A 26,727-nucleotide genomic window follows, 5' to 3' on the forward strand; every position below is an offset into this window, starting at 1 on the left:
GATGATGGAAGATCCGACCATCTCCCATCGTCAGCGCTTGTGGCTGTATGCCTATGGGGTCCTTATCAGCATCTTCCTGCTGGCTCCGATCGCGATCGTCATCCCGATCTCATTCTCGCCGGGCGAATTCCTCGAATTCCCTCCGTCCGAGCTGTCGCTGCGGTGGTATCGAACCTTCTTCTCCAGCACCGAATGGATGAGCGCGACCGTGGTGTCGGTGAAGGCCGCCCTCCTGACGGTCGTCGTGGCGACTCCGCTCGGCGTTGCCGCCGCCTACGGCCTGCATGTCTCGGATTCGCGTTTCGCCAAGACGGTCCGGCCGTTGCTCATCGTGCCGCTGATCGTGCCCGTGATCATCATCGCCATCGGCGTCTTCTATCTCTATGCCCGGATGTCGCTGATCAACACGCTGACCGGCCTGGTCCTGGCGCATAGCGTCCTTGCCCTGCCTTTCGTGTTTGTCCTGGTGGCCGCAGGGCTGCAGCGCTACGACATGGCACAGGAGATGGTCGCGCGTTCCCTCGGAGCCTCGCGGCTCAAGGCCTTCCTCACCGTCACCCTGCCGCAGATCCGGCCCTCGGTGATCTCGGCAGCGCTGTTTGCCTTCATCACCTCCTTCGACGAGGTGGTGATCGCGCTGTTCGTGTCGCGAGGCCCCTCCTCCACGCTGACGCGGAAGATGTTCACGTCCTTGCGCGATCAGGTCAGCCCGACGATTGCTGCGATCTCGACAATCCTGATCCTGATCACCCTGGTCGTTGCCGGTCTGATGCTGCTCGCCCAACTGCGACAGAAGCCGGAGGTCGGGGCGACCTCCAGCGAATGATTACAGTCCCGCTTTCGGGGTGATGTCGGTTCCATCGGTGAAGCGGCTGAAGCGGAACGGCGTCGGGTCGACCACAGGTGCCGATCCCATGGCGATGTCCGCCGTCAGCCTGCCCGCCCCCGGTCCGATGCCGAAGCCATGGCCGGAGAATCCGGTCGAGATCACCAGGCCGGCGAGGCTTTCCACCGCCGAGATCACCGGCACCAGATCCGGCGTCGCATCGATCATGCCGCCCCAGCTGCCGGCCGTCGCAACCCCCTTGAAGGCCGGGAAGGCCCGTTCGAGATTGGCCCTCGCCTTGCGCAAATCCTCCTGGACCGGCGAAGGATCAAGGGTCCGGAGCGTCTCGAAGGGGGAGGTCTCGTCCAGTGACCAGGCCTTGGTCAACTGCCATTCGTCGAAGAACGGCTTGCCGATTTTCAACGAGATGCCGGACCATTCCATGCGCAGGACCGGCAGGAATTCCTTGAAATAGCGGAAGCTGTCCGGCACGACCTCGGCGACGACGCTGCCGTGGGAGACCGTATAGCCGCCGTCCAGCCGCTTGCGCAGGGACAGGCCGGGCCCCCAGGCCGCGGTGGAGGGTCCATTGGCGATCGGCGCCGTGCGCAGAACGGAGGCCAGGACCTTCAGCTGCGGAAGGCGGAGGCCCGAGCTCCGGCAGAACAGGCTCGACCAGACGCCCCCTGCCAGCACCACGCGGTCGCAGTCGATGCGCCCCTTTTCGGTGACGACCCCCGCAATGCGCCCCGCTTTGAGATCCAAACCGCGGACGGCGCAGTGAGTCATGATCGTCGCGCCGAGTCTGCGTGCCGCAAGCGCCATGGCCGGAACCGCCATGCTCGGCTCGGCGACGCCGTCACCGGGCGTATAGAGCGCTCCCACCCAGCTGTCGGCCGAGCCTTCAAGCAAATGATTGACCTCCGCTCCGCGCAGCAGGCGCGAGTCGACGCCATGCTCGCGGGCAAAGGGGAGCCAGGCCTCGCGTTTGGCGAATGCCTTCTCGTCGGGACAGATGTAGAGCGTGCCGATCTGGCGAAAACCAGTCTCGGCACCCACCCGCTCATTCATGCTGCGCCACAGCCGGAGGCTTTCCTGCATCAGCGGTACTTCGCGGGGATCGCGGCCCATGGTGCGGCACCACCCCCAGTTGCGACTGGACTGCTCACCGGCAATCACGCCCTTCTCGCACAGCACCACCTTGACGCCCCGCTCCGCCAGGCAGAGGGCGGTGGAGACGCCGACGATGCCGCCCCCCACGACAACGACATCGGCACGCGACGGCAGTCTTTCGTCGGAAGGAAAGGGATCGATGTCGACGGGCATCGCTAGATCACTTCGAGGGGGACATCGCCGCCACCGATGAGCATTTCCACTCCCTGCTCGGTCAGGGCATAGGTGCCGCCCTGAATGATGCCGAGCTGTTCATCGGGAAATTGGAGATAGGCGTGCAGGACGAAGACCATTCCTGCCTGCATGATCTGGTTCGAGCCACGGCTGATCTGCAAGGGTTCGAGCCAGATCGGGGGATAGGCGACGCCGATGCCATAGCCGAAGCGCATGACGGCGGCGTCTTCCATCCCGGCCTTGCGCAGCGGTTCGAGGGAGGCCTCCTCGATATCGGTGACGTTCGCACCGACATGGATCGCGCCGATTCCTGCGGCAAGAGATTCGCGTCCGGCGTCATAGACCTCGCGGGCGCGGATGCTCGGTTCGCCCGCCGCCATGGTGTGGATCGCCGTAGCATGGTAACGGGCCGCGACGCCTGCAAACTCCAGATGCACAAGATCGCCGCGTTCGATGATGCGGTTCCTTGCGGTTGCATGACCACCGGCGGTGCGCTCGCCGCTCGCGAGCTCAGTTGGAATCGACCAATAGTCGCTGCCGGCCGCGCGCATGGCATGTTCGATCTCACCGGCCAGAGCGATCTCCGACATCCCCGGCTGCATGGCCCGACGGGCCGCTTCCAGTCCTGCTTGCGCGTATTCGCCCGCCTTGCGCATATACGCCATCTCGGAGGGCGACTTGATCAGACGCGGCATGCCGAGCAACACCGTCGCGTCGACGATTTCGGCGGGTGCGAGCGCTTTGGCGAGCGCCAGTCCCAGGGAATGGGGGAGCGCATAAGACTGGGTCTCGATCGCCACCTTGCCGCCGCGAAGACCCTTCTCTTTCGCGATCGAGGCAAAGATCGCGGGGACGTCGTCGAACATCAGCCGGTAATGACGGATATCCTTCACCCAGCTGCTTTCATAGGCCAGCGACAGATCCGTATCCCTTAGGATGATCGTGGGCTCGCCGTCGTCGGCCGAGAAGATCAGAGCCTGGGGACTGTTCACGCTGACCCAGCTGTCGTAGCCGCCATAATAATAAAGAGATTCGGGGGCCATGCTGATGCAGTGGTCGATCCCCTGCTCCTTCAGCAGACGTCGAGCCTCGGCCAGCCGCGCCCTGTGCTCCTGCTCCGTAAAACTCGCAAACTTCGCCCGCATGGCAGTCTCCCCATCAGATTTGCCCCATCATCCAAAAAGATTGCGTATCGCGCAACAGCATTGTTAAATCGCAATGCGATATGTTGTTGAGATGCTGCTTCATGCCCCAGGATGCTTCGTCGCCTTTGTTCAACCAGTCTCTGGCAAAGGCCTTCGCGGTCCTGGAGGCCTTTGGAATCGAGCGGCGGAGCATGAATCTGCCTGAGATGGCGGTCGCGGCGAACATCACCAAAAGTGCCGCGCAACGGCTGGCCCACAGTCTTGAGGCGCTGGGCTATCTCCGCAAAGATGCCGGCAGCAAGCGGTACTCCCTGACGCCGCGGGTCACCGAGCTGGGCATGCGCTACATGGTCACCAGCCCGCTGATCGAGACCGCCCATCCCTATCTGCTGGATCTGAACATCAAGCTCGGAGAGACCGTCAATCTGTCGGAACCAGACGGGCTCGAGATGGTGTTCGTGCAAAGCTTTGCAGGGCATCGGCAGATCTCCGTCCAGCTGCCCGTGGGCAGCCGCTATCCGCTGTTCTGCAGCGCCGCCGGGCGGGCCTATCTGTCAGGCGTGCCGAAGGCGCGTGCCGATGTGCTGATCCGGCAGTCGGAGCTGCGCGCCTATACGCCAATGACTCTCACTGACCCGCAAGAGATCATCGCGCAGACGGATGCGGCACGGATCGCCGGATATGCGGTCACCGACAGCGAATTCTTCCGCGGCGACATCAACATCGCCTCTCCCATCCTCGGACTCGCGGACGACGCCGTCGCCGCGGTCGGGGTCTCCGTCCCCGTCACCCGCTGGACGCTCAAGGATGCGAAGGAGCGCATCGCTCCCCTGGTCATGGAGGCGGCCCAGGCCCTCTCCTCGCCTGCAAGCCGCTCTGCACGGTAGCGGACATCTCGCCGCGGATTTGACATTCCTGTTGAACGCTCGATTAATGAGCCTCAAGTTTCAGGCTGAAATTTCATTCCACCCAGAGGTCGTTCATGCCCGTGCGCCATGATTTTCCGCGGAAGGTAAAGCTCATCCGGGATGTCTTCATCCCGCTTTCCGACGGGACCAGACTGGCGGCGCAGATCTGGATTCCTGAGGATGCGGAGGCCGACAAGGTCCCCGCCATCCTCGAATATCTGCCCTATCGCAAGCGGGACGGGACGGCTGACCGTGACGCGCTGACCCATCCCTATTTTGCGGGCCACGGCTATGCCTGCGTGCGCGTCGACATCCGCGGCTCCGGCGACAGCGAAGGGGTTCTGCTCGGAGAATATCTGAAGCAGGAACAAGACGACGCTCTGGAGATCCTGGACTGGATCTGCGCGCAGCCATGGTCGACCGGCCGAGTCGGGGTGATCGGCATTTCCTGGGGCGGCTTCAATGGCCTGCAAATTGCCGCGCGACAGCATTCGGCACTCCAGGCCGTGATTTCCCTGTGCTCGACCGACGATCGCTATCGCGACGACATCCATTTCATGGGCGGCGCGCTGTTGGTGGACAAGCTGACATGGGGATCGACCATGTTCGCGATCAACTCGACGCCGCCGGATCCGGCGCTGGTCGGCGACAGCTGGCGCAAGATCTGGATGGACCGGCTCAAGGGCTCAGGCCTCTGGCCGCTCGAATGGCACAAGCAGCAGCGGCGTACCGATCTGTACACGCATGGCTCGATCGCGGAAGATTACGACGCGGTCAAATGCCCGGTCTACATGGTCGGCGGCTGGGCCGACGGGTATTCCAATCCCATTTTCCGGGTCCTCGCCAATCTGAAGGGCCCGCGCAAGGGACTGATCGGGCCCTGGGCGCATAAATATCCGCATTTCGCCAAGCCGGGACCGCAGATCGGGTTTCTTCAGGAATCCCTGCGCTGGTGGGACAAGTGGCTCAAGGATGTCGAGACCGGCATCATGGACGAGCCCATGCTGCGGGTCTGGATGGAGGACAGCGATCCGCCGAGCCGCATGTATGAAGTGCGGTCCGGACGCTGGGTCGCGGAAGAGACCTGGCCGTCACCGCGGATCAAAACCAGCACCCGTCCCTTGGGGGCGGGTCTGATTGGCGAAGAGGGGGAAAAGCCCGCAGCCGCCCTTCTGACGATCTCGTCGCCGCAGACGGTCGGTCTGGCTGCGGGGCGATGGTGCCCCTACGGGCTGGAGCCGGACCAGGCGGGGGACCAGCGCGTCGAGGCCGGCGGGTCTCTGGTCTTCGACAGCGCGCCGCTCGGCACGACCTTGGAGATCCTCGGACCCACCGTCTTCAAGTTGAAGCTCGCCTCGAATAAGCCCAATGCCGTCGTCGCCGTCACCCTCGGCGAGGTGCTGCCGGATGGCGCGGTGTCGCGGATCACCTATGGGATCCTCAATCTCACCCATCGCAACAGCGACACCGCGCTCGAGGCGCTTGAGCCGGGGACGTTCTATGACGTCTCCATCCCGCTCAACGACATCGCCCACAGCTTCAAGGCGGGCAACAGGATCAGGCTGGCGGTCTCCACCAGCTATTGGCCGATCATCTGGCCCTCGCCGGAGGCGGCGACGCTGACGATCGAGAGCGCCGCCAGCTCCCTGCTGCTGCCGGTGAGACCTGAGCGGGCGGATGATGCGCAGCTCACGCCCTTCGCAGAGCCGGAATGGTCGGAGCCCGTGCGGACCACGCAGATCGAGCCCGCTCACGATGTTTCACGGCAGATTCTGGATCTGCTCACCGACGTGGTCACCGTCGAACGGCTGAGCAATTCGGGCATGACCCGGTATGACGACATCGACTGGAGCGTCGGGGTGCAGGCCCATAAGCGCTACCATATCAAGGCGAATGACCCGCTGTCGGCTCACGTCGAGGTGGAGTGGATGAAGCGCTATGAGCGAGGCGATTTCAAAATCCGCACCGTGACCAAGATCACCATGCAGGCGCAGGCCGACAGTTTCAAAATCGATGCCAGCCTGCATGCTTATGAAAATGGTGAGCTGGCCTTTTCGCAGGATTGGTCGGAAGATGTGCCTCGCGATCATGTTTGATCGCATAAGGTATTGTATCCATTCTACGGCCGGAACATCTTCAGGGAGGCTGGCCCTTGGGAGGTGAGGACATGATTGGACGTTTGACACGGCGGCAGCTGCTGGCACTGACGGCCGCCGGCACGACGGCGATGACCTTCGGATCTCGCCTTGCCTTTGCACAGACGGGTAAGACTCTCAGGACACGCGCCTATAGCGACATCCAAATTCTCGATCCCGCCTACCGGCTGGCTCAGCCGGAGGGCGACGTGATGGAGGCGATCTATACGCGCCTGATCTCCTTCAAGCCGGGCGACAGCTGGGGCTGGGAATTGGACGGCGCGGAGAAGATCGAACAGACGAGCCCCACGACCGTCGACTTCACGCTCAAGCCCGGCATCATGTTCACCAACGGCTTCGGGGAGATGACGGCCGAGGACGTCAAATTCTCTTACGAGCGTATCGCCGATCCGAAGACCGAATCTCCTTACAAGGACGATTGGGCCAATCTCGACCATGTCGAGGTGAAGGACAAATATTCGGGCACCATCGTCCTGAAGAAGCCGTTCGCTCCGCTGTGGAGTTCCACGCTTCCTTCCGGCAGCGGCGCCATCATGTCGAAGGCAGCCGTCACCAAGGCCGGAGGCAGGTTCGAGGCCTCGCCGCCGGCAACCTCCGGCCCCTACACCATCAAGGAATGGCAGCCGAAGCAGCGCCTGGTGCTGGTGCCAAGCCCCGATTGGAAGGGCGAGAAGCCCGCTTTCGACGAGATCGTCATCATGCCGATCGACGACGAGAAGGCGGCCGAGCTCGGCTTCCAGGCCGGCGAGATCGACTTCACGTCAACCAGTGTCAGCGCCATCCCGAACTATCTGAAATCACCACCAGCCAATGCGAAGTTCGTGCGAAAGCCCTCGCTTGCCTATGTCTGGATGGGGATGAACCAGGATAATCCAGCGCTTTCTGATCAGAAGGTGCGACGGGCCATCCAGCACGCGATCGATGTCCCGGCCGTCCTCGAGGCCGCCTATTTCGGGGCGGCGGAACCCTCCACGGGGATCGTCGCGCCGGGCCTTATCGGTCATCGCGAGAAGAACCTCTACAGCTATGATCCGGAGAAGGCGAAGGAGCTCCTCAAGGAGGCGGGCAAGGAAGGCGGCATGGAGCTCACGCTTTCCGTCCTCAACAAGCAGGAGTTCGTGAACGCGGCGCAGGCCGTGCAGGCACAGCTTCCAGAGGTCGGGATCACTGTGACGATCCAGCAATATGACTCCGGCACCTTCTGGGTGCTTGGCGACGAGAAGACCGGGACCACCTGGAAGGATATTCAGCTGATCATCGGCCGCTTCTCGATGCAGCCCGATCCAAGCTTCGCGACCGCCTGGTTCACGCCCGAGCAGATCGGCGTGTGGAACTGGGAGCGGTTCAACAGCCCCGAATTCGGTGAATTGCACGTGGCCGCCCTCAGCGAGACGGACGATGCCAAGCGCGACGTCATGTACAAGAAGATGCAGGACCTGATGGAGGAATCCGGCGACTACGTCTTCCTCACCCATGAAGCCGTCGGCACGCTCGCCAGTGACAAGATCAATGCCGCCATACGTCCGGACGGGATCGCGCTGCTCTCCAAGTTCACGGCCAATTAGGACGCACCTCGCGTTGGCCGGTCTCCCTCACCGGGAGGCCGGGCCCGCTTCACCAAGGACGAGGATCTGGCGGCGATGACAGATTGATGCTGGTCTACGGGATCAAGCGACTGGGCGTAGCATTGGCGATCGTGGTCGCGGCCATGATCGTCCTGTTCATCATGATCTATGTCATTCCGGGTGACCCGGTGACCGTCGCCCTCGGCCCGAGGGCCACGCCTCAGATGATCGAATCCTTCCGGGCCCGCATGGGGCTCGACCAGCCGCTCGTTGTTCAGTTGTACAATTTCTTCGCCAATGTTCTGCAAGGCGATTTGGGGCGCGATGTACTGAGCAACCGCAGCGTCTCGCTCGTCATCATGGAGCAGCTGCCTTTCACGCTGGCGCTGATCGCCGGCGCCATGACGTGGTCGATCTTGATCGGCATTCCGCTCGGCTGCTATGCGGCCATCCGGCAAGGCACGTGGATCGACCACCTGATGGGGGTGCTGTCGGTGAGCACCATCGCCATCCCGTCCTTCGTCGTGGCGATCTATTCCATGCTCGCCTTCTCCGTGAAGCTCGGATGGTTCCCGGCCATCGGCGCCGGCGATCGCGGCGACATTCTCGATCAATTGCATCACCTGGTGCTCCCCTCGCTGGCGGCAGGCCTCGGCTGGGTCGGATACATCGCCCGCATGGTGCGCGCCTCGATGCTTGAAGTCATGGGCGAGAACCACATCAAGATGGCCCGCGCCTTCGGCCTGCCGGAGCGGATGATCACCTTCCGCTACGCCCTCAAGCTGGCGATCCTGCCGACGCTGACCCTGCTCGGCATCGGCATCGGCAGCATGCTGTCGAGTGCGGTGTTCGCCGAGATCGTGTTCTCCAGGCCCGGGATCGGCAAGCTCGTCTATGACAGCGTGATCGTGCGAAACTTTCCCATCGTCACCGGAACGGTCCTCGTCACCACCGTCTTCTACGTGCTGGCGACGCTGTTCACCGATCTTCTCGTCGCCACCCTCGACCCCCGCGTTCGCCAGAGCCTGCGCTAGAAGGAAACCCAAGCCCCGCCATGTCGCGCCCATGAGGACCGAGCTCAGCCCCGTCATCGAAACCGAAGCTGCTGCGCCTGCAGCAGCCCGGCGGGGGGCCGTGCACCGATTTCTTCGCCGGCTGGCCCGGGACAGGCTGGGTCTGCTCGGCGTCAGCCTCGTCGTCCTCGTCGTGTTGGCGGCGATCTTCGCCGACGTGCTGACCCCTTACAGCCCGATCAAAATGACACCGCGCGACCGGTTCATGTCGCCCTCCTTCGAGCATCTGCTCGGCACGGATCAGCTGGGCCGCGACCTGTTCACCCGGGTGCTCTATGGCGGGCGCATCGCGCTCACGGTGGCGCTCACGGCCACCGCCCTGTCGCTCGTCATCGGCGTCATCTTGGGGCTCATCGCCGGCTACGGGCCGCGGTGGTTGGACAATCTGCTGCTGCTCGTCTTCGATACGCTGAAATCGTTCCCCACCGTCATGCTGGCCCTGGCTCTCGTCACGCTGGTGGGGCCCAGCCTGCAGGCGGTGATCCTGGTAGTCGTCATCGTCAGCGCGCCGGGCTATGGCCGCATCATCCGGACGCAGACCATCTCGATGCGGAACTCCGAATTCATCCTGGCGTCCAAGTCCCTGGGGGCTGGGCCGATCAGGCTGGTCTTCGTGCATATCCTGCCCAATGTCATCGGGCCGATCCTGATCCTCGCGTCCATGGAGATCCCGGTCGTGATCACCATCGAGGCGGGCATGAGCTTTCTCGGGCTCGGAGTGCGACCGCCGACCCCATCCTGGGGTGCCATCCTCAATGACGGTTTCGGCTATGTCCGCGAATCCCCCTGGCCCGCCATCGCCGGCGGCCTGCCGATCATCGTGGCGACGCTGGGCTTCACCTTCCTGGGCGAGACCCTGCGCGACATCTTCGATCCGCGGCTGAGGAAGGACGCATGACCGACCTTCGCACAGAGACCGAGCGCCGCATCGGGTCCGCCTTGCGTCCGACGACGTCGCCGGCGCCGGGAAAGCCGGTGCTGAGCATCCGCAATCTATCGGTGGACTTCCGCACCGAAGGCGGCCCCCTGCACGCGCTTCGGGATGTCAGCTTCGATGTCGCTCGCGGCTCGATCATGGGGATCGTCGGAGAAAGCGGCTGTGGAAAGAGCACGCTCATCAACACTTTGATGCGCCTGCTTGCACCCAATGGCGACATCGTCAGCGGGGAGGTTCTGTTCGATGGAGAGGATCTTCTGAAACTGTCGCCGGATCGGATGCGGCGCCTGCGCGGCGACCGCATCTCGGTCGTGTTCCAAGACCCGATGACGACGCTCAATCCGGTCATGTCGATCGGCACGCAGATGGTGGACATCCAGTATCGCTCCGGGATCGGGCGGCGTGCCAAGCTCGACCGAGCGGCGGAGATGCTCGCCCGGGTGAAGATCCCCGACCCTCGCAAGCGCCTCTCTCAGTATCCGCATGAGTTTTCCGGCGGCATGCGGCAGCGCATCTGCATCGCCATGGCGCTGATGGCCGAGCCCGACCTGTTGATCGCCGACGAGCCCACGACCGCGCTGGATGCAACGCTGGAAGTCCAGGTCATCGACCTGCTCAAGGAGCTGCAGCAGGATTTCGGCTGTTCCATCCTGTTCATCTCGCATCATTTGGGCGTGGTGGCGGAGCTCTGCGAAGACGTCATCGTCATGTATGCGGGTGAAATCGCCGAGCGCGGCAGCGTGCGCGACCTGTTCCACCATGTCCGCCACCCCTATGCCGAGCGGCTGCTCCAATGCGATCCCGCCAAGATCAAAACCCGTACGCGGGTATTGCCGACCATCCCCGGCGACTTGCCGAACCTGATCGACTTGCCGGCAGGCTGCATCTTTCGACCGCGCTGTCCCCATGCCTTCGAGCGATGCGCGGTGGAGCATCCACGGCTTTTTGCCGTCTCCCCTGGGCATGATGCGGCCTGCTTCCTTGTGGATGAGAGGACGCGCGCTTGACGGCGGCACTGGCGGTCGAGGACCTTACCGTACGCTTCCGAGCCTCGGGGCGCCTCACCGCCTGGCTGGAGGGCACGTCCGGCTGGATCGAGGCCGTCGCCGGGGTGAGCTTCTCCGTTGCCGAGGGCGAAACCTATGCCCTGGTCGGTGAATCGGGATCCGGCAAGACGACATTGGCGCGGGCCGTCGGCGGCCTGCTGCCGATCCATTCCGGCTCGATCCGATTTCGCGGACGGGAGATCGCCGAGATGTCCGCGGCCGAGCTCGTCTCCTTCAGGTCAGAGCTGGCGATGATGTTTCAAGATCCGGTCGGCTCGCTCAGTCCGCGGCTCACCGTCAGCGCGCTGCTCGCCGAGCCGTTCAAGGTCCATGGCCGCGGCGGCGACCTGAAAGCGGAGGCGGAGCGCCTGCTCGGCCTTGTGGGACTGCCCGCCGGCTTTGCCTCACGCTATCCGCATCAGCTCTCAGGCGGCCAAGCCCGACGGGTCGGGGTCGCCCGGGCTCTCGCGCTCGAGCCTGCCATGGTGATCGCTGACGAGCCCACCGCCGGGCTCGACGTGTCCATCCAGGGCGAGGTGCTCAACCTCCTTAATGCCCTGCAGGACCGGATGGGGCTGACCATCCTGATCATCACCCATAACCTCAATGTCGTGCGCCATGTCGCCGGCCGCATGGGCATCATGTATCTCGGCCGGATCGTGGAAGAGGGCACGACGGAGGAGATCTTCGACCACCCGCGACATCCCTACACGCTGGCCCTGCTCTCCGCCAATCCGGAGCCCGACCCGGATGCCGTGCATGATCGGATTACGTTGAAGGGCGACGTCCCCAGTCTCCTCAACCGACCGTCGGGATGCGAGTTTCATACGCGATGTCCCTTTGTCCAAGACAAGTGCCGCATCGATGCTCCAGCCATGGTGCAGGAGAACGGGCGCCGCTTTTCCTGTCATTTTCCCCGTTGATCGCTGCTTGGGCTGGCCTTCGCGGGAACCTTTCGACATGGACCTTCCTTAGCCATCCCGGTAAGAGAGTTTGCGGAAGAGGGCAGTTCGCCCTCGAGGGGCAGCCGGTCGATGTGCCTGCATTCGCATGGGTCTTCCGAATTGGAGCGGCAGGAATTTGAGTTCTGACAGCGACCTGCTGCGGCTCAACCAGGAGCTCAGGCAAGCCATCCAGGCCCGCGATGATTTCCTCGCGGTGGCCGCCCATGAGCTGCGGAATCCGATGCACGCCCTGCTGCTGCAGGTCAAGAGCGCGCTGAAGGCCGCGCATCGAGTGGACGACGCAGACCTCATCAAGCGAGTCGAGCGCATCCAGGTCATCCTGGAACGCTACGTCTCGAGGGCAACCACCCTGCTCGACGTCTCGCGGATCAACGCCGAACGGCTGGAGCTCAAATTTGAGGATGTCGACCTCTGCCAGGTGCTCGAGCATGTCGCGCAGTCTTACGAGCTCGACGCCAGCTTCAATGAGAGCGCTCTCCGCATCTCGATGCCGAATGCACTGTATTGTCGTTGCGACCGCCTGGCCTTCGAGCAAATCGCCTCAAACCTGGTCTCCAACGCCATCCGGTATGGACATGGCAAGCCGACGCGCATCTCCCTGAGCGGTACCGGAGAGGAGATCACACTCGTGGTTCAGGATCAGGGCCCGGGGATTGCGGCGGAGGATCAGGCTCGCATCTTCGGTCGTTTCGAACAGGTCATGTCGGGGACGCCGCGCGGCGGCTTCGGCATCGGGCTGTGGCTCGTCAATGCCCTGGTTCTGGCCCATAATGGTTCGATTGGCGTGGATAGCGTTCCAGGGGAAGGCGCGACTTTCACGGTTAGGCTGCCGGCCAAGCCAAATTCTGCCCACAGGATTCACCATGACTGAAGACACGCTTGAACTCGCGCGGGTGCCGACCGGCATTCCAGGCCTGGACGACATTCTGGAGGGCGGGGTCCTCAAGGGAGGCGTCTATATCATCCAGGGCGCGCCCGGTGCCGGCAAGACGATCCTGGCCAATCAGATCTGTTTCGACACCATCTCCCGGGGCGGTAAAGCGGTGTTCATAACCTTGCTGGCCGAATCCCATACCCGGATGATCCAGCACCTGAGATCCATGTCGTTCTTCGATTTCTCGGCCATTCCCAACAAGCTCTATTATGTCAGCGGGTTCGACATCCTGGAGAACCAGGGGCTGAAGGGTGTGGTCGATCTCTTGCGCCGAGAAATTCTGGGCCATAAAGCCAATCTTTTGGTTCTCGACGGCTTTGGGATCACGGAAGAAGCCGCTCCCTCACAGCGCGAGTTCAAGAAGTTCATCCACGAAATCCAGAGCCATGCCGCGGCCGCCGAGTGTACCGTCATCCTGCTGACGAACGGGACGAAGCGGATCACGACTCCCGAATACACCATGGTGGACGGGCTCATCGCACTCGAAGACGAGTTCTGCGAGACTCGCGCCGAGAGGACCCTGTATGTCTCCAAGTTCAGAGGAAGCAGCTTCCTTCGGGGCCGCCACTCTTTCCGGATCACCACCGACGGGCTGGTTGTCTTCCCACGCCTGGAGGCGATCTCCGTTGCGTCCACCGATGCATCAGTGCTGCGTCCACAGCGGATGTCCTTGGGCGTCGACAGCCTGGATGCCATCTTACATGGCGGGTTGACCGCGCCGACCACGACGGGCGTGTTCGGTCCCACGGGCGCGGGAAAGACAACGCTGGGGCTGCAGTTCGTCTCGATGTGCGACGAGGACGAGCCTGGACTCTTCTTTGGCTTCTTCGAAAGCCCCGAGAGGCTGCGCGCCAAGGCTGCTGCCTTGCAGATCGACTTGGAGGGGCTTGAGGCGCGAGGCGATGTGGAGATCCTCTGGCGCCCGCTCGGCGAGCACATCCTCGATGAGCTTGGCCATGATATCCTCAGTGCCGTCCGTCGACGGAAAGTGAAGCGGCTCTTTATCGATGGCTTTGCCGGTTTCCGGCAGGCCAGCATCAATCCGGAACGCATGACCCGCTACATCTCCGCCCTTTCCAACCAGCTTCGGGGATTGGGGGTCACGACCATCATGTCCATGGAGAGCCGGGAGATCCTGGGCCATCGCATGCAGCTTCCCATCGATGGAATGTCATCTCTGTTGGAGGGGCTGATCGTCATGCGGTTCGCCGAGATCGGCGGACTGGTCGCGCGAGTGATCTCCATCACCAAGCTCCGAGACAGCGATTTCGATCCGTATCTCCGGCAATACACGATCTCAGAGAAGGGTATTCACGTTGGGGGAACCTTCACGGGGGTTGAAGCGATCCTCTCAGGCTATGGGCGCGAACCCCACGCCATCTCCAGTGATGAGTAACCGATGAGGGGCCGGAGGTTTAAGCCGTGAGGACAATCCTCATCGTCGACGACGAGTTTGGGATTGTAGACGTCCTCGTCGCTTCCTTGGAGGACGAGGGCTACCGGCTGTTCTCCGCATCGAATGGTCGCCGGGGATTGGAGAGGCTTGACGAAACCAAGCCCGACCTGATCGTTTCGGATTTCATGATGCCCCTCATGGACGGGGCGGCCATGGGAATCGAGATCCGTGACCGACCGGGCTATGACGATGTCCCCATCATCATGATGAGCTCGGTTCCCGAGAGCGCGCTGCGCCAGAGATTTGCCGGCTACCAAGCGTTTCTGCAGAAGCCTTTCCCCATTCCAGTCTTCCTCACTTTGGTCGACAAGCTGCTGGGCAAATAGGCTGACGGCGCAACAGCCCCTCGTAAGAACAAATAAGGAACTTTTTGGCGACGGGTCCGTTGACCGCGTGTTGAATGATCCACGCGAGGCGCAGATGACCAAAGCCGACGAGACCCTCCACAATCCCAAGCTCGACCCGCATCCCGGCACCAATACCGAGAAGGACCCTGACAATTGGGTCTCGGGCGATGATCCAATGACGGGCGCCCAAGCCTCCTATCTCACGACGCTGTGCGAGGAGACGGGAAAGCCCATGCCCGCGGCCGATCTGTCAAAGGCCGAGGCCTCCAAGCTCATCGATGCATTGAAGAGCGAGCTCGCCAAGAGCTCAAAATCCAACTGAGCCTTGCGGCCCTCGAAGCGCCCGCTATCGCGCCTTGGCGGCAGTCAGGGCGGCGTAGCCCCGGGCGAAGCCGTTGAGGCTGATGGGGACGGAAAAATCCCGGTTGTCGAGCGAACGGTAGGCCATGCCGAGGCTCTTGGCCTTCAGCAAAGCGTCCACCACCTCGGGCTGCATCGGGAACCTGGCCTCGCAGCGCTCGGCGCCGCAGCTCAGGAAAGGCACCGTGTAGGAGTCCTTTCCATCGATCAGCAGCCGGAGTCCGGCGGGAAGGTAGATCGGCTGGGGCGCCTGGATCACGGATATGAAGGCCGACTTCTCTCCAGGCTGGACCGTCCACATCACGACGGTCCGGTTCGATTGCTTGTCCGCCAGGCGCTGGAAGAGCAGGCAATCGCGGGGCCGCGGGCCAGGCTTTTCCGGTTCGTTGCATTGCAAGGCCCAGGCTTCGAAATCCTGGCGGACGACCTTTGGCGCCACGGGCGCCTTTGTGGTCTGAGCGCTCGGCGGTTTGCCGGTCTGGCCGCTCGGCGGCTTGCCGGTCTGGGCGCTCGGCGCCTGGGTGGTCTGGGCGCTCGCCGCCAGCGTGGTCCAGGCCATGAGGCCCATGCACAGAATCGCCGCAACGGCGCCCGCTCTAGCCTTGCACATCATCTCGGCCCTCTCGGACTGCAGAACTCGGCACCCATAGAAAAAGGTGCAGCACGGAGACCATGCTGCACCTTGATTTCATACCCGTCCCTTAGAAGCTGTAGCGCATGCCCGCATTGATCGTTCCGCCGAAGGCATCGCCGCCGAAGTAGGTCTTGCCGTCGATGAAGCCGGACAGTGCGCCGGTCCCGAGGAACTGCACGCCGAGGCCCGCTTCACCCCAAGTTCCCGACATGTCGTCGGCGGTCACGAAGCCTGCGACATTGACCTTGTTGTTGCCTTCGAACTCGTTCACGAGGCTCGCCTTGATGTAAGGCTGGATGCTGGAGCCGTCATCCTGCAGGAACTGCGTTCCCAGGCGGGCACCGAAGCGGCCGCGCAGGCTTTCGCCATTCTTCCAGTCGATCTTCACGCCGCCCATGTTCACCGTGTCGATCTCGGAGGACAGGTAGGTCAGCTGGACCTCGGGCTCGAGGAAGCTTGCCGGCGACAGGGCGAAGCGGTAGCCCGCTTCGAACGAGGCGCCGAGGTTGGTCGCGTCAGGCTTGGCCTTTCCATCGGGCACGTTCGGCACGCTGTAATCGACCTTGAGCAGATCGGCCTTGATCAGCGCATCGAAGTAGAAGGGGCCCTGGAGGTAGGTCAGGTAGCCACCGACGGTTCCACCCTCATATTTCGTCGAGGAGGGGCTGTTCTTGTAGTCGACGTCGGAGTGGAGATAGCCACCGAGGACACCCATCACCAGCACGCCCTGGCCGACATCGAAGCCGAAGTCGAAACCGCCCTGGAAGCCGAAAGTGTCCTGGCTGTATTTCACGCCATGATCGGCATCATACTTCGCCCAGTCGCCGATCGCCCGACCCCAGAAGCCGCCGACCGAACGCGGCACCACGGCGGGTGCGGGAAGATAGGCCTCCGGCATGTCGGCCACCGGAGAGATCGCCGTGCGCTGATAGGTCTGACGAAGGTCGACGGTGCGCTCGTGCCAGGCACCGGTCGTGGCATACCAGGCATTCTGCTGGGCGGTCACGACACTCGCGGTTTCGAAGACCTCGTCATCGGGATTGCTCTGCAGAACCCAGACGAGATCGGGGCGCAGGTCGAGATCATAGGTGAAGAAGCCCTTGTCGATGGGGCCGCCGACCAGGAAGAAATCGCCTTCCTGGGTATAGCCTTCGGACACGTCGACGACTTCGATGCCGCCCTTCACGTAGCCGCCGGCACCGGGGTTGGTGTCGTTGACATAGAGGGCGGTCGGGCTGCCCTCGCCGCTTGCATAGACGGTGCCGCCGATCTCGAGCACGTCCGCCGTCGATCCCTTGCCGCCGAGGAAGGCGTCCACGCCGAGCGCACCGCCGCCGATATAGTCGCTATCGGCCAGGATGATGCGGTCGCCTTCGCGGTCGTCCTGCATGTCGATGACGCCGCCGAGGCTGTTGTCGAAGACCTCGAGGTTGAAGAAGGTCACGCTCGCTGGCGCATTGCGCTCGGCCAGGGTCAGCAGGCCGCCATTGTTGAAGCGGTCGTCGCCCTCGCCGAAATCGCTGTCGCCGCGGGCGAAGACGGCGCCCGTGTTGTAGTTGTTGAAGACGTCCGTGCCGCCGCCCATGGTCATGTAGCCGGTCACGTCACCGGAATTCTCAACCACCGAGTTGGAGTCGAAATTCACGATCGCCCGGTCGTTGAGAGAGGCGATGGAGCCGAGGTTGATGAGGGTCGAGCCCGCGCCGCCATCGAAGACGACGCCCGCACCGTCGCCGGTACCGCCGATGACTTCGCTGTCCTCCGTCACATAGACGACAGCCTCGCCATTGGTGCTCTGGGCATCGATCGCCGTCGAATTCAGTCCACTCGTCGAGATCAAGCCCGCCGTATAGACACCGACATCACCGTCGCGGGTCAGGGCCACGATGCCGTCGCTGTCCTCACCGGTGGTCACGACGTCCGTGACACCGACGCCGACATTGCCGGTCGTGCTCTCGGCGAAGATGCCGTCGGAGAAGTCGCCATGGGTGTAGACCGTGGAGCCTCCGACCAGAACGTTGCTGATCGGATCGAGCGCCACGACACCGGGCGCATTGTCGCCGAAGGTCTCGACATCCATGAACAGCACCACCGCGGATCCGTAGCCCTCGGCAAGGATACCGGTGGAGAAATCGCCCTGGGTCGTCACCTGGTCGGCCTGCACGAAGACGGAGCCATCGGCGTTCTTGGCGATGATGCCGTCGGCGTCATAACCTTCCGTGGTCACCGTTCCGGCCACGACGGCTGCAAAGCCGCTATCGGTCTCGGCAACGATGCCGTCGGATTCGTCGCCAAGGGTGGACACGGTTTCCGCCACGACATAGGCGCCCTCGGCCCCTTCGGCGCGGATGCCGTTGGCTTCGTCGCCATCGGTCGAGACGCTTTCTGCGATCACCGCCGCAGTGCCGTTGGGCGCGATGGCCAGGATGCCGTCGCTGTCATAACCTTCGGTGTCGACCACTCCGGCCACGACGAAGGCGTCCTCCTCGAAGCTCAGGGCAAGGATGCCGTTGGAATAATCGCCCAAGGTCGTCACCGTCTCGACGACGACAACCGCGTCACCATCATCCGCAAGGGCAACGATGCCGTCGGCGTCATCGCCCTCGGTATCGACGGATCCGGCGAAGACATAGCTGCCGTAGTCGCCGACCGCGAGGATCCCGGTCGCGTCGTCGCCATTGGTGGAAACGCTGTCGGCCAGAACGATGGCCGTGCCATCTGTGGCAATGGCCAGGATGCCGTCGGCATCGAAGCCTTCGGTATCGACGATACCCGCGGCCACAAAGACATTGGCGTCGTAGCTGATGGCCCGGATGCCGTTGGCGTCGTCGCCATTGGTGGAGACGCTTTCTACGGCCACACCCACATTGCCATTGGCGCGGGCGACGATGCCCTCGGCGTCCTCACCCTCGGTGTCGACCGTGCCGGCCAGGACATAGGCGCCCTCGTCGCCGACGGCCACGATGCCCGTCGCATTGTCGCCATTGGTGGCCACGCTGTCCGCAAGCACGATGGCCGTGCCCTCACGAGCGAGCGCCAGGATACCGTCGGCATTCTCGCCTTCAGTGTCGACGGTGCCCGCCGCTACGAAGACGTTCGCATCTTCGCTCTCGGCGCGGATGCCGTTGGCGTCGTCGCCATTGGTGGAGACGCTGCCGGCGCCGACGCCGACATTGCCATTGGCGCGGGCAACGATGCCCTCGGCGTCCTCACCCTCGGTGTCGACCGTGCCGGCCAGGACATAGGCGCCCTCGTCGCCGACGGCCACGATGCCCGTGGCGTTGTCGCCGTTGGTGGCGACCTCGTCGGCCAGCACGATGGCCGTGCCGTTGCGGGCAAGCGCCAGGATGCCGTCGGCGTTCTCGCCTTCGGTGTCGACGGAGCCCGCGGCCACGAAGACGTCGCCGAACCGGCTCTGAGCCCGAATGCCGTTGGCGTCTTCGCCATTGGTCGAGACGCTGCCGGCGCCCACGCCAACAGTGCCATTGGCGAGAGCCACGATGCCTTCGCTGTCTTCGCCCTCGGTGTCGACCGTGCCGGCCAGGACAAAGGCGCCCTCATCACCGAGCGCGAGAATGCCCGTCGCATCATCGCCATTCGTCGCGACTTCGTCGGCCAGCACCACGGCGGTGCCATTCGCGGCGATCGCCAGGATGCCATCGGCATCCTCGCCAAGCGTGTCGACCGAACCCGCAACGACGAAGACGTTGTTGAATTCGCTGGTGGCTACGATGCCGTTGGAGAATTCGCCCTCGGTCACGACGGAGCCGACGCCGACATAGGTCGAGCCAGGGCCGCCCGAATAGGCATCAATGCCGTTGGAGAAATCGCCATGGGTGGTCGCACTGTTGCCGAGGACGATCGTGTCACTGGCAGCATCGGTCCCGACGACGGCAGGCGAATTGTTGCCGAAGGTCTCGACATCGCCAAAGACGGTGAGCGAGGTGCCATTGGCCTCGTTGTAGATGCCGATCGAGTCGTCGCCGCGGGTGGTGACGCTGTCGGCGAAGACGTAAGTGGAGCCATCGGCATTCTTGGCGATGATGCCGTCGGCATCGAGGCCAGAGGTGTCCACGGTGCCGGCGATGACCAGGGCCGTGCCGCTCTCGGTCTCGGCAACGATGCCGTCGCTCTCGAAGCCAGCGCCATCGACGCCTTCCGTGGTGACGCTGGAGACGGCCACACCGACGCCGGTCTCGCCGGTCGCGCGGATGCCGTTGGAGCGGACACCGTTGGTCGTCACGTCATCGGCGATCACATAGGCTGCGCCATTGTCGGAATTGGCGAGAATACCGTCACTGTTGATGCCCGTGGCATCCACCGTGCCGGCCAGAACGAACGCCGTTCCGTCGATGGTGTCAGCCTGAATACCATCGGACCAGTTGCCATTGGTGGTCACGTCGCCGGCGACCACATAGGCGCCGTCGGTGCCGAAGGCGCGGATGCCGTCCGAGCGGCTGCCATTCGTCGAGACTTCATCGGCGAACACGATGGCGGTGCCGTCGTCGGTCCGGGCGATGATGCCGTCGGCATTGATGCCGCTGGTTTCCACCGAGCCTGCCGCCACGACCGCATCCCCGGCCACGGTGTCGGCGACGATGCCCTTCGAGCCATTGCCATCGGTGGTGACGCTCAGGGCGCCGACATAGGCACCCTCGGTGCCTTCGGCGCTGATGCCCGTCGCACGGTTGCCGTCGGTGGAGACGTCGCCGGCAAGGACATAGGCCGAGCCATCGTCGGTCTTGGCGATGATGCCATCGGCATTGGCGCCAGTTGCATCCACCGAGCCTGCGACCACCCAGGCATCGCCCGAGGCGGTCTCGGCGACAATGCCGTCGGATTCGCGACCATTGGTGGTGACGCTGCCCGCACCGACCACAACGCCGGTCTCACCCGTGGCGCGAATGCCGTTGGAGAAGTTCCCGTCAGTCGTCACGTCCCCCGCGACCACATAGGCGCCGGCCGCAGCTGAGCTTGCGATGATGCCGTCGGCATCGACGCCGGAGGTTGCGACCGAGCCTGCAATCACGATGGCATCGCCGTTCACGGATCTGGCGATGATCCCGTCGGCGTCATCGCCGTCGGTGGTCACTTCGCCGGCCAGGACGAAAGCGCCCTCGCCGCCGCTGGCGCGGATGCCATCGGCTTCCTCGCCGACGGTCGAGACGTCACCCGCCACGACGATGGCATTGCCATCCCTGGAGGGCGCGATGATACCGTCGCCATTGACGCCATTGGTGGACACGGAGCCCGCGGCCACGATGGCATCGCCGCCCGTGGTGCGCGCCACGATGCCGCGCGCCTGGTCGCCGGTCACGTCCACGTCGAACACGCCGACATTGGCGCCTTCGGTGCCGAGAGCCACGATGCCGGTGGCGCCCTGGGCGTTGGTGGTGACCTCGCCGGCCAGCACATTCGCCGTGCCGTCACCGGTCCGGGCAATGATGCCGTCGGAGTCTTCACCGTCAGTGGTGACTTCACCGGCGATCACCCAGGCGTCGCCTGCTGCCGTGTCGGCGAAGATGCCGTTGGAGTTGTCGCCGCCCGTGGTCACGCTGCCCGCACCCACATAGGCGCCGGTGCCGCCAACGGCCTGGATGCCGGCGGAATTGTTGCCTTCGGTGATGACTTCACCGACGCCGACATAGACCTCCTCGCCGGAGGACGCGTCGATGCCGATCGAATTCTCGCCGCGGGTATGGGAACTCAAGCCGACGACGATCGTGTCGCTGAGCGGATCGGTGCCGACGACGCCGGGCGCATTGTTGCCGTAGGTGTCGACGTCGCCAAAGAGGGTGAAGGATGTCCCGTTGGCATTGTTGATGATGCCGGCCGAGCCGTCGCCCTGGGTCTCGACATCGCCGACCACGACATAGGAGGAGCCGAGATCGGTGTCCGCGTAGACGCCCGTCGAGGCGTCGCCGACCGTCGAGACGGAGACGGCGCCGACATAGACGTCGCCGTCCAGGGTCGTCGCCTCAATGCCACCGGAATTGTCGCCCTGGGTCGTCACCGTGCCGGCGATGACATAGGCGTCGCCTTCGCGAATGGAGGCGTCGATGCCCTTGGCATTGTTTTCCGTGGTGTTCACTTCGACCGCGCCGACGCCGACGAAGCCGTTATCGGCCGTGGCGGTGATGCCGGCGCCGGTCGAGTCGACCGTGTTCGCGAGGACCAGGGCCGAGCCGTCGGTGGAATTCGCGATGATGCCTTGCGAGCCCACACCAGTGGTGACCACCTCATTGGCGATCACGCCTGCGAACTGGCCGCCATTGGCGACCAGACCGTGGGAGGCATCGCCCTCGGTCGACACGGTGCCCAGCGCCACGACGGCGGCGATGCCGGTCGGTGCATTGGCGTTCACGCCATAGGCGCCCTCGCCGGTGGTGGAGACGTCGTTGACGACCGCGATGGCGGCGCCGCCGACGGCGATGTCGGCGATGGGCGCGAATTCGGGCGGCAGCAGGTCAAGAGCGGCCTGGGGCAGTGTGGTGCCGGTCGCGGAAACATTGACGCCATGGGCGCCGTCGCCGACGGTCGAGATCGCACCGTCGCTGAAGGCCACGGCGATGCCGCCGGCGCTCACATTCATGCCGTGGGAGGCACCCGTGCCGGTGGTGGTGACATCGTGGGCCGCAGCGAAAGCTACGCCCGTGTCCGCCACCGCATTGACGCCGATGCCGCTGCTGGAGACGTCATTGGCAACGACGGTCACCAGGCCGGTGCCGACGGTCGCATTGATGCCGGCGCCATTGGTGGAGGTGACGTTGTTCGCCGAGACGTTGACGGTGCCGATGCTCAGCGCACCGAGGCCCGTGACCTGAGCGTTGATGCCGGTGCCGGAAGACTCGACGTCGTTCACATCGACATTGACCATGCCGGCCCGCGTCGTCGCATTGACGCCGAAGCCGGTCAGAGCCGTCACGTCGCCCGCGGTGACATCGACATTGCCGACCTGGTTGACGGCGTTGATGCCGTTGCCGGCGGCAGAGGTCACGTTCAGGGCATCGATGTCGATGTTGCCCGCCGTGGTCGTCGCGTTGATCGCAGTATTGAGGCTTTGCACGTCATCCGTCTGAACGGTGACGTTGCCGCCACCCGTCGTCGCGTTGACGCCGAACCCGTTCAAGGCAGTGACATCGCCGGCCGTGACGTCGACATTGCCCGCGAGGGTCGTCGCATTAATCCCGTTCCCGGCGGCAGAGGTCACATCGCCGACGTCCACAGTCACATTGCCGAGCGTCGCCACCGTCGCGTTGACGCCTGTCGAATTGCTGATGACGTCGTCTGCGGAGACCGAGACATTGCCAAGGCCGGTCGTGGCGTTGATGCCAAGAGAACCGGTGCCCGTCGCTGTTACGTTCGCGACATCGACTGTGACATTGCCCCTTCCTGGCACCGATGACGAAAGGAGACCGCGGACCGCGTTGACACCGGTGGAGTTCGCGCCGGTGGTGGTGATATCACCGGTGGAGTTCACTGTTACGTCGCGCGATCCCGTAGGATCGTTCAGTGCCAACGAAGTACTGACGGCATTGATCCCCTCGGATCCAGTCCCGCTCGTTTCAATGGTGCCGGAATTGTTGATGACAATGTTACCGGCGGTCGTGACATTCATCCCCTCGGCATTGTTGCCGCTGGTGGTAATGTTCGTCCCCGACGTAATGTTCGTGTCGCCACGCGTTGAACTGACATTGATGCCGTCAGCGTTATTGCCCACCGTCGTAATGGTGCTGCCAGCCGCAGCCTGAACCGTGAAGTCAACGTCGTTCGGCGTTCCTAGGAAGTTCGTACCGCCGGTGAGGTTCACGCCCGTGTTCGATGTCGGGGTGATGTTCACACCATTATTGATGACCAGAGTCAGGTCACTGCTGCGGTTCGTATAGGACACGCCGCCGGCATAGGGATTACCGGCCGTGGTGCAGGTGACTAATCCGCCGGTGCCGCACTCGTTCGCCGCCCAGACCCGGGTTGCTCCTGCGGAACCGAAAATCCGATTCCGGCCAGTGCCACGCCGACATAAAGGGCGTTGCGGGAAAAGCCGTGAGCGGGTTGGTTCAGAACCTCGGGCCGAGGCAGCCGGCGCCTTTTGACCAGACGTGTTGCAACACCCGGAAAGCAGCGCCGTGAAAGCCTTTTCATCGAATCCCCCAAATTGCCCCAGCCGGGCCTTCGAACGGGCTTTCACGGCGCCTCGGACAACGCAGACCCCCCAGCCCACGTCGTCGAACAACCGATCAACAGCCACTATGGCGCCGCATTTGGAACACAGCCGAGCAAGTAGGCAAGGGCCAAAATGCTTTCATTTTGAAAGGCTAACGGCGTTCGAGCCTAAAATTGTGGCAGCGTGGCCACGAATTCATCACTGACGCACACGCAAATGTTGCAGCAGCGGAGGCCTAGACACTTGGAAAATTGCGGCTTTTCCCACGTCCGTAAAATTGCATAAGGGTGCATACAGTTGCGTGTGCGGCTAAACGCATGACTTGCACAACCCTGACGGACGAGCGAACACGGATTGCAATTGTTGCGCTTCTGCCACAGGGCTGGTGGAGAGAGGAAATGATCCCTATCGAGCCCCGAAATACGACAACTCACAGTGGCGGCACTCGGTCAGCCGAACAGCACCCTTCCAGCTGCTGCGCCTTCCGAATCGCCGATCGCCGCGGCACCCTTTACGCCGCCAACAGCATCCTTTCCACGTCCTCGGCGATCGCCAGCGATGCGGTCAATCCGGGGCTCTCGATGCCGAACAGATTCACCAGGCCGGCCACACCATGGTGCTCCGGCCCCGAGATCATGAAGTCGGCGGCCACTGCGCCGGGAGCGGAGATCTTCGGCCGTAGTCCCGCATAGGCCGGGACCAGGGCTCCATCGCGCAGGCCCGGCCAGTAGGTGCGGATCGCCTCGTAGAAGCTCGCAGACCGCGCCGGGTCCACATCATAATCCTCCCTGTCGACCCACTCGACATCGGGACCGAAGCGCGCTCGGCCTGCGAGATCCAAGGTGAGATGGACCCCGAGGCCGGCATGGCCGGCGGGCACCACGGGATAGATGAGCCGGGAGAATGGCGCCCTGCCGCTCAGGCTGAAATAGGATCCCTTGCAAAGATAGGCCTTGGGCACGGCGGCTGCCGCCAGGCCTTCGATCCGCCGCGCCAGAGCGGGCGCGTCGAGGGAGGCTGCGTTGACCAGGATCCGGCAGGAGAGCCGCATGGGATCGCGACCGCCCACCTCCACCGTGATCCCGCCGCTGCCCACATGGGCCGCGGATACGGGCGAGGCAAAGACCGTCACGGCTCCCGCATCCTCCGCGTCGCCCTGCAGGCTCAGCATCAAGGCGTGGCTGTCGACGATCCCCGTCGAGGGGGAAAGCAGAGCGCCGCAACTTCGCAACGCCGGCTCCAGCTTGTTGACCTGCCCGGCATCAAGCGGCTGCAGATTCCGAACGCCGTTCTGGGCCGCGGTGCTCGCGATGGCTCCCAGCATCGAGAGCTGCGTATCCGACGTCGCGACGATGAGCTTGCCCGTGGGACGGAAGGGTACGCCGTGAGACCGACAATAGTCATAGAGGAGATCACGGCCGCGGACACAGAGCGCCGCCTTCACCGAGCCGGGGGGATAATAGATGCCCGCGTGGATCACCTCGGAATTGCGCGAACTCACCCCGCCGCCGATGGCGGCCTCCCGCTCGAGGATGATCACTTCGCGGCCGGCCCGCGCCAAATGACGGGCAACGGCCAGACCGACGACCCCGGCACCGATGACACACGCGTCAACCCGATCTGTCATGTTTCGGGATCACCCCACCCGATGTTGACGGCTGCCGCGCGCCTGTGGACGGATCGCCAGCCCGAAAGGCGATGCGCCCATCTCACGTCAACCGGCAGTTCGATGAAAAAGCGCGCCATGATCGGGAATGGTGGGCGGTACAAGGATCGAACTTGTGACCCCTACGATGTCAACGTAGTGCTCTCCCGCTGAGCTAACCGCCCATCCCGAGTGCTCGGAGGCCCCGATATATCGAGAAGGGCCAAGGGATGCAAGCCCCACGGCGGGAAACCAGCAGGGCCTGCAGTTCCTAGCCGTAGAATCCGTAGTCGGGCTCATAGCCGTAGCCAGAAGGAGAGGCCTCCTCCACAGGCGCGTTGCCGTTGCCCACCACCTGCTGCCAGGTGTCGTACAGCTTCCAGCGCGTGGACACGTCGGCAAAACCATCTCGGGGGAGATCATGGTTCCGTTCGAACTGCGCTACGGCGTTCGCCGTTCTGGAGCCGTAAATCCCGTCGGCCCGCCCAGGATTGTAGCCTAAGTCCGCCAATTGCCGCTGCAGGTCGGCGACATCGCTTCCGCGGTCGCCGCGACCCAGATCCGACCGACGATTTCCACTATAATAGACCATTCCCGCCTCCTGTCTCTGACTGCTCCGGCTCCGGAGCATGACCCCGCGAGGATCACGGCGGTTCCAGGCGGCAGCGAGGCGAAACAGCGTTCGAAGCGGGGTTTTCCTTCGCGCTCGGGAGGCCGACGCGTCCCCGCCGTCGGCTTCCCTGTCGTCGGCTATTCCGTCGGCAGGACGGCAGAGCTGGATGCTGAACGGACGGGTTCGGAGACAGAAGGCCAGGGGTTCAGGCGGCCATCATCCGCTCCACCTCCCGGACAAGGTCGCGGAGATGGAAGGGCTTCGACAGAACCTTCGCATCCTTGGGCGCCTTGCTGTCGGGATGCAGGGCCACCGCCGCAAAGCCGGTGATGAACATGATCTTCAACGAGGGGTCGAGATCCGCCGCCCGGCGTGCGAGTTCGATGCCATCCATCTCCGGCATGACGATATCCGTCAGAAGCAGATCAAAATGATCATGCTTCAGCTCCTCATAAGCACCGGCACCGTCACCGAAGGAGGTGATCTCGTGACCTGCGCGCTCCAAGGCCCGGGCCAGGAACTTCCGCAGATCCTCGTCGTCTTCAGCCAGAAGTATCTTTGCCATTTTCACTTGTGCGCACCTGCCCCGAATTTGGACATGTCGAG

The 26,727-nt window shown here is 63.6% G+C and carries 19 protein-coding genes and 1 tRNA gene; 12 read left to right on the forward strand and 8 right to left on the reverse strand.

Going from position 1 to position 26,727, the window contains the following annotated elements:
* The first annotated feature begins 1 nt into the window (after nucleotide 1).
* Nucleotides 2-826, forward strand: coding sequence for an ABC transporter permease (locus FKM97_RS18315; protein WP_144293875.1), 825 nt, complete (start codon nucleotides 2-4; stop codon nucleotides 824-826).
* On the opposite strand, the gene FKM97_RS18320 is transcribed toward FKM97_RS18315, so the two are convergent.
* Both FKM97_RS18320 and FKM97_RS18325 read right to left on the reverse strand, forming a co-directional pair.
* On the reverse strand, nucleotides 827-2,152 hold the full coding sequence (locus tag FKM97_RS18320; protein ID WP_144293876.1) for an NAD(P)/FAD-dependent oxidoreductase: 1,326 nt from the start codon (nucleotides 2,150-2,152) through the stop codon (nucleotides 827-829).
* Between the two features lie 2 nt (nucleotides 2,153-2,154).
* A complete protein-coding gene (locus tag FKM97_RS18325; RefSeq protein ID WP_144293877.1) occupies nucleotides 2,155-3,318 on the reverse strand; it encodes a M24 family metallopeptidase in 1,164 nt (387 codons plus the stop codon).
* Nucleotides 3,319-3,419: 101 nt separating this feature from the next.
* Here FKM97_RS18325 and FKM97_RS18330 point away from each other — a divergent pair, with 101 nt between their 5' ends.
* From FKM97_RS18330 to FKM97_RS18380, 11 genes are all read left to right on the forward strand, one after another.
* Entirely contained in the window at nucleotides 3,420-4,205 is a 786-nt protein-coding gene (locus FKM97_RS18330; RefSeq protein WP_170240988.1) for an IclR family transcriptional regulator, read from the forward strand.
* Between the two features lie 95 nt (nucleotides 4,206-4,300).
* Complete coding sequence (locus FKM97_RS18335) at nucleotides 4,301-6,322, forward strand: CocE/NonD family hydrolase (RefSeq protein WP_144293879.1); 2,022 nt, start codon at nucleotides 4,301-4,303, stop codon at nucleotides 6,320-6,322.
* Nucleotides 6,323-6,393: 71 nt separating this feature from the next.
* Nucleotides 6,394-7,947, forward strand: coding sequence for an ABC transporter substrate-binding protein (locus FKM97_RS18340; protein ID WP_144293880.1), 1,554 nt, complete (start codon nucleotides 6,394-6,396; stop codon nucleotides 7,945-7,947).
* Nucleotides 7,948-8,033: 86 nt separating this feature from the next.
* Entirely contained in the window at nucleotides 8,034-8,981 is a 948-nt protein-coding gene (locus FKM97_RS18345) for an ABC transporter permease (protein ID WP_144294026.1), read from the forward strand.
* A gap of 31 nt (nucleotides 8,982-9,012) precedes the next feature.
* A complete protein-coding gene (locus FKM97_RS18350; RefSeq protein WP_144293881.1) occupies nucleotides 9,013-9,918 on the forward strand; it encodes an ABC transporter permease in 906 nt (301 codons plus the stop codon).
* The gene (locus FKM97_RS18355) at nucleotides 9,915-10,964 is read left to right on the forward strand and encodes an ABC transporter ATP-binding protein (protein ID WP_144293882.1); all 1,050 of its coding nucleotides are present in this window, start codon (nucleotides 9,915-9,917) and stop codon (nucleotides 10,962-10,964) included. Before FKM97_RS18350 ends, FKM97_RS18355 begins: the two co-directional genes overlap by 4 nt.
* On the forward strand, nucleotides 10,961-11,926 hold the full coding sequence (locus FKM97_RS18360) for an ABC transporter ATP-binding protein (protein ID WP_144293883.1): 966 nt from the start codon (nucleotides 10,961-10,963) through the stop codon (nucleotides 11,924-11,926). The genes FKM97_RS18355 and FKM97_RS18360 overlap by 4 nt, the downstream gene beginning before the upstream one ends.
* A 157-nt stretch (nucleotides 11,927-12,083) precedes the next feature.
* Nucleotides 12,084-12,839 (forward strand): sensor histidine kinase, encoded by a 756-nt coding sequence (locus tag FKM97_RS18365; protein WP_170240989.1) that lies wholly within the window; start codon nucleotides 12,084-12,086, stop codon nucleotides 12,837-12,839.
* A complete protein-coding gene (locus tag FKM97_RS18370) occupies nucleotides 12,832-14,298 on the forward strand; it encodes a DUF7125 family protein (RefSeq protein WP_144293885.1) in 1,467 nt (488 codons plus the stop codon). The genes FKM97_RS18365 and FKM97_RS18370 overlap by 8 nt, the downstream gene beginning before the upstream one ends.
* Before the next feature lie 26 nt (nucleotides 14,299-14,324).
* Nucleotides 14,325-14,684, forward strand: coding sequence for a response regulator (locus FKM97_RS18375; protein ID WP_144293886.1), 360 nt, complete (start codon nucleotides 14,325-14,327; stop codon nucleotides 14,682-14,684).
* A gap of 94 nt (nucleotides 14,685-14,778) precedes the next feature.
* Nucleotides 14,779-15,027: a DUF3072 domain-containing protein gene (locus FKM97_RS18380; RefSeq protein ID WP_144293887.1), complete on the forward strand. Its 249-nt coding sequence runs from the start codon at nucleotides 14,779-14,781 to the stop codon at nucleotides 15,025-15,027.
* 24 nt (nucleotides 15,028-15,051) lie between these two features.
* Here FKM97_RS18380 and FKM97_RS18385 read toward each other — a convergent pair whose 3' ends face one another.
* The 6 genes from FKM97_RS18385 to cpdR all read right to left on the reverse strand — a co-directional run bounded on the left by FKM97_RS18385 (nucleotide 15,052) and on the right by cpdR (nucleotide 26,686).
* Nucleotides 15,052-15,678: an invasion associated locus B family protein gene (locus FKM97_RS18385; protein WP_144293888.1), complete on the reverse strand. Its 627-nt coding sequence runs from the start codon at nucleotides 15,676-15,678 to the stop codon at nucleotides 15,052-15,054.
* Between the two features lie 88 nt (nucleotides 15,679-15,766).
* On the reverse strand, nucleotides 15,767-23,590 hold the full coding sequence (locus FKM97_RS18390) for an autotransporter outer membrane beta-barrel domain-containing protein (RefSeq protein ID WP_144293889.1): 7,824 nt from the start codon (nucleotides 23,588-23,590) through the stop codon (nucleotides 15,767-15,769).
* A gap of 784 nt (nucleotides 23,591-24,374) precedes the next feature.
* Nucleotides 24,375-25,490, reverse strand: a complete 1,116-nt coding sequence (locus tag FKM97_RS18395; protein ID WP_144293890.1) for an NAD(P)/FAD-dependent oxidoreductase — start codon at nucleotides 25,488-25,490, stop codon at nucleotides 24,375-24,377.
* 128 nt (nucleotides 25,491-25,618) lie between these two features.
* Nucleotides 25,619-25,693: transfer RNA gene (locus FKM97_RS18400), tRNA-Val, on the reverse strand.
* A gap of 86 nt (nucleotides 25,694-25,779) precedes the next feature.
* A complete protein-coding gene (locus FKM97_RS18405; protein ID WP_205015169.1) occupies nucleotides 25,780-26,100 on the reverse strand; it encodes a peptidoglycan-binding domain-containing protein in 321 nt (106 codons plus the stop codon).
* 226 nt (nucleotides 26,101-26,326) lie between these two features.
* Complete coding sequence (gene cpdR / locus FKM97_RS18410) at nucleotides 26,327-26,686, reverse strand: cell cycle two-component system response regulator CpdR (RefSeq protein ID WP_144293892.1); 360 nt, start codon at nucleotides 26,684-26,686, stop codon at nucleotides 26,327-26,329.
* Nucleotides 26,687-26,727 lie beyond the last annotated feature (41 nt).

Origin of the sequence: Rhodoligotrophos appendicifer, assembly GCF_007474605.1 — a bacterium.
Taxonomy (GTDB): domain Bacteria; phylum Pseudomonadota; class Alphaproteobacteria; order Rhizobiales; family Im1; genus Rhodoligotrophos; species Rhodoligotrophos appendicifer.

Coding starts and splice junctions, on each gene's coding strand:
- cpdR (WP_144293892.1), bottom strand. CDS start 26,686: ATGGCAAAGATACTTCTGGCTGAAGACGACGAGGATCTGCGGAAGTTC.
- FKM97_RS18320 (WP_144293876.1), bottom strand. CDS start 2,152: ATGCCCGTCGACATCGATCCCTTTCCTTCCGACGAAAGACTGCCGTCG.
- FKM97_RS18345 (WP_144294026.1), top strand. CDS start 8,034: ATGCTGGTCTACGGGATCAAGCGACTGGGCGTAGCATTGGCGATCGTG.
- FKM97_RS18335 (WP_144293879.1), top strand. CDS start 4,301: ATGCCCGTGCGCCATGATTTTCCGCGGAAGGTAAAGCTCATCCGGGAT.
- FKM97_RS18315 (WP_144293875.1), top strand. CDS start 2: ATGATGGAAGATCCGACCATCTCCCATCGTCAGCGCTTGTGGCTGTAT.
- FKM97_RS18350 (WP_144293881.1), top strand. CDS start 9,013: ATGAGGACCGAGCTCAGCCCCGTCATCGAAACCGAAGCTGCTGCGCCT.
- FKM97_RS18325 (WP_144293877.1), bottom strand. CDS start 3,318: ATGCGGGCGAAGTTTGCGAGTTTTACGGAGCAGGAGCACAGGGCGCGG.
- FKM97_RS18330 (WP_170240988.1), top strand. CDS start 3,420: ATGCCCCAGGATGCTTCGTCGCCTTTGTTCAACCAGTCTCTGGCAAAG.
- FKM97_RS18380 (WP_144293887.1), top strand. CDS start 14,779: ATGACCAAAGCCGACGAGACCCTCCACAATCCCAAGCTCGACCCGCAT.
- FKM97_RS18355 (WP_144293882.1), top strand. CDS start 9,915: ATGACCGACCTTCGCACAGAGACCGAGCGCCGCATCGGGTCCGCCTTG.
- FKM97_RS18395 (WP_144293890.1), bottom strand. CDS start 25,490: ATGACAGATCGGGTTGACGCGTGTGTCATCGGTGCCGGGGTCGTCGGT.
- FKM97_RS18385 (WP_144293888.1), bottom strand. CDS start 15,678: ATGATGTGCAAGGCTAGAGCGGGCGCCGTTGCGGCGATTCTGTGCATG.
- FKM97_RS18340 (WP_144293880.1), top strand. CDS start 6,394: ATGATTGGACGTTTGACACGGCGGCAGCTGCTGGCACTGACGGCCGCC.
- FKM97_RS18405 (WP_205015169.1), bottom strand. CDS start 26,100: ATGGTCTATTATAGTGGAAATCGTCGGTCGGATCTGGGTCGCGGCGAC.
- FKM97_RS18370 (WP_144293885.1), top strand. CDS start 12,832: ATGACTGAAGACACGCTTGAACTCGCGCGGGTGCCGACCGGCATTCCA.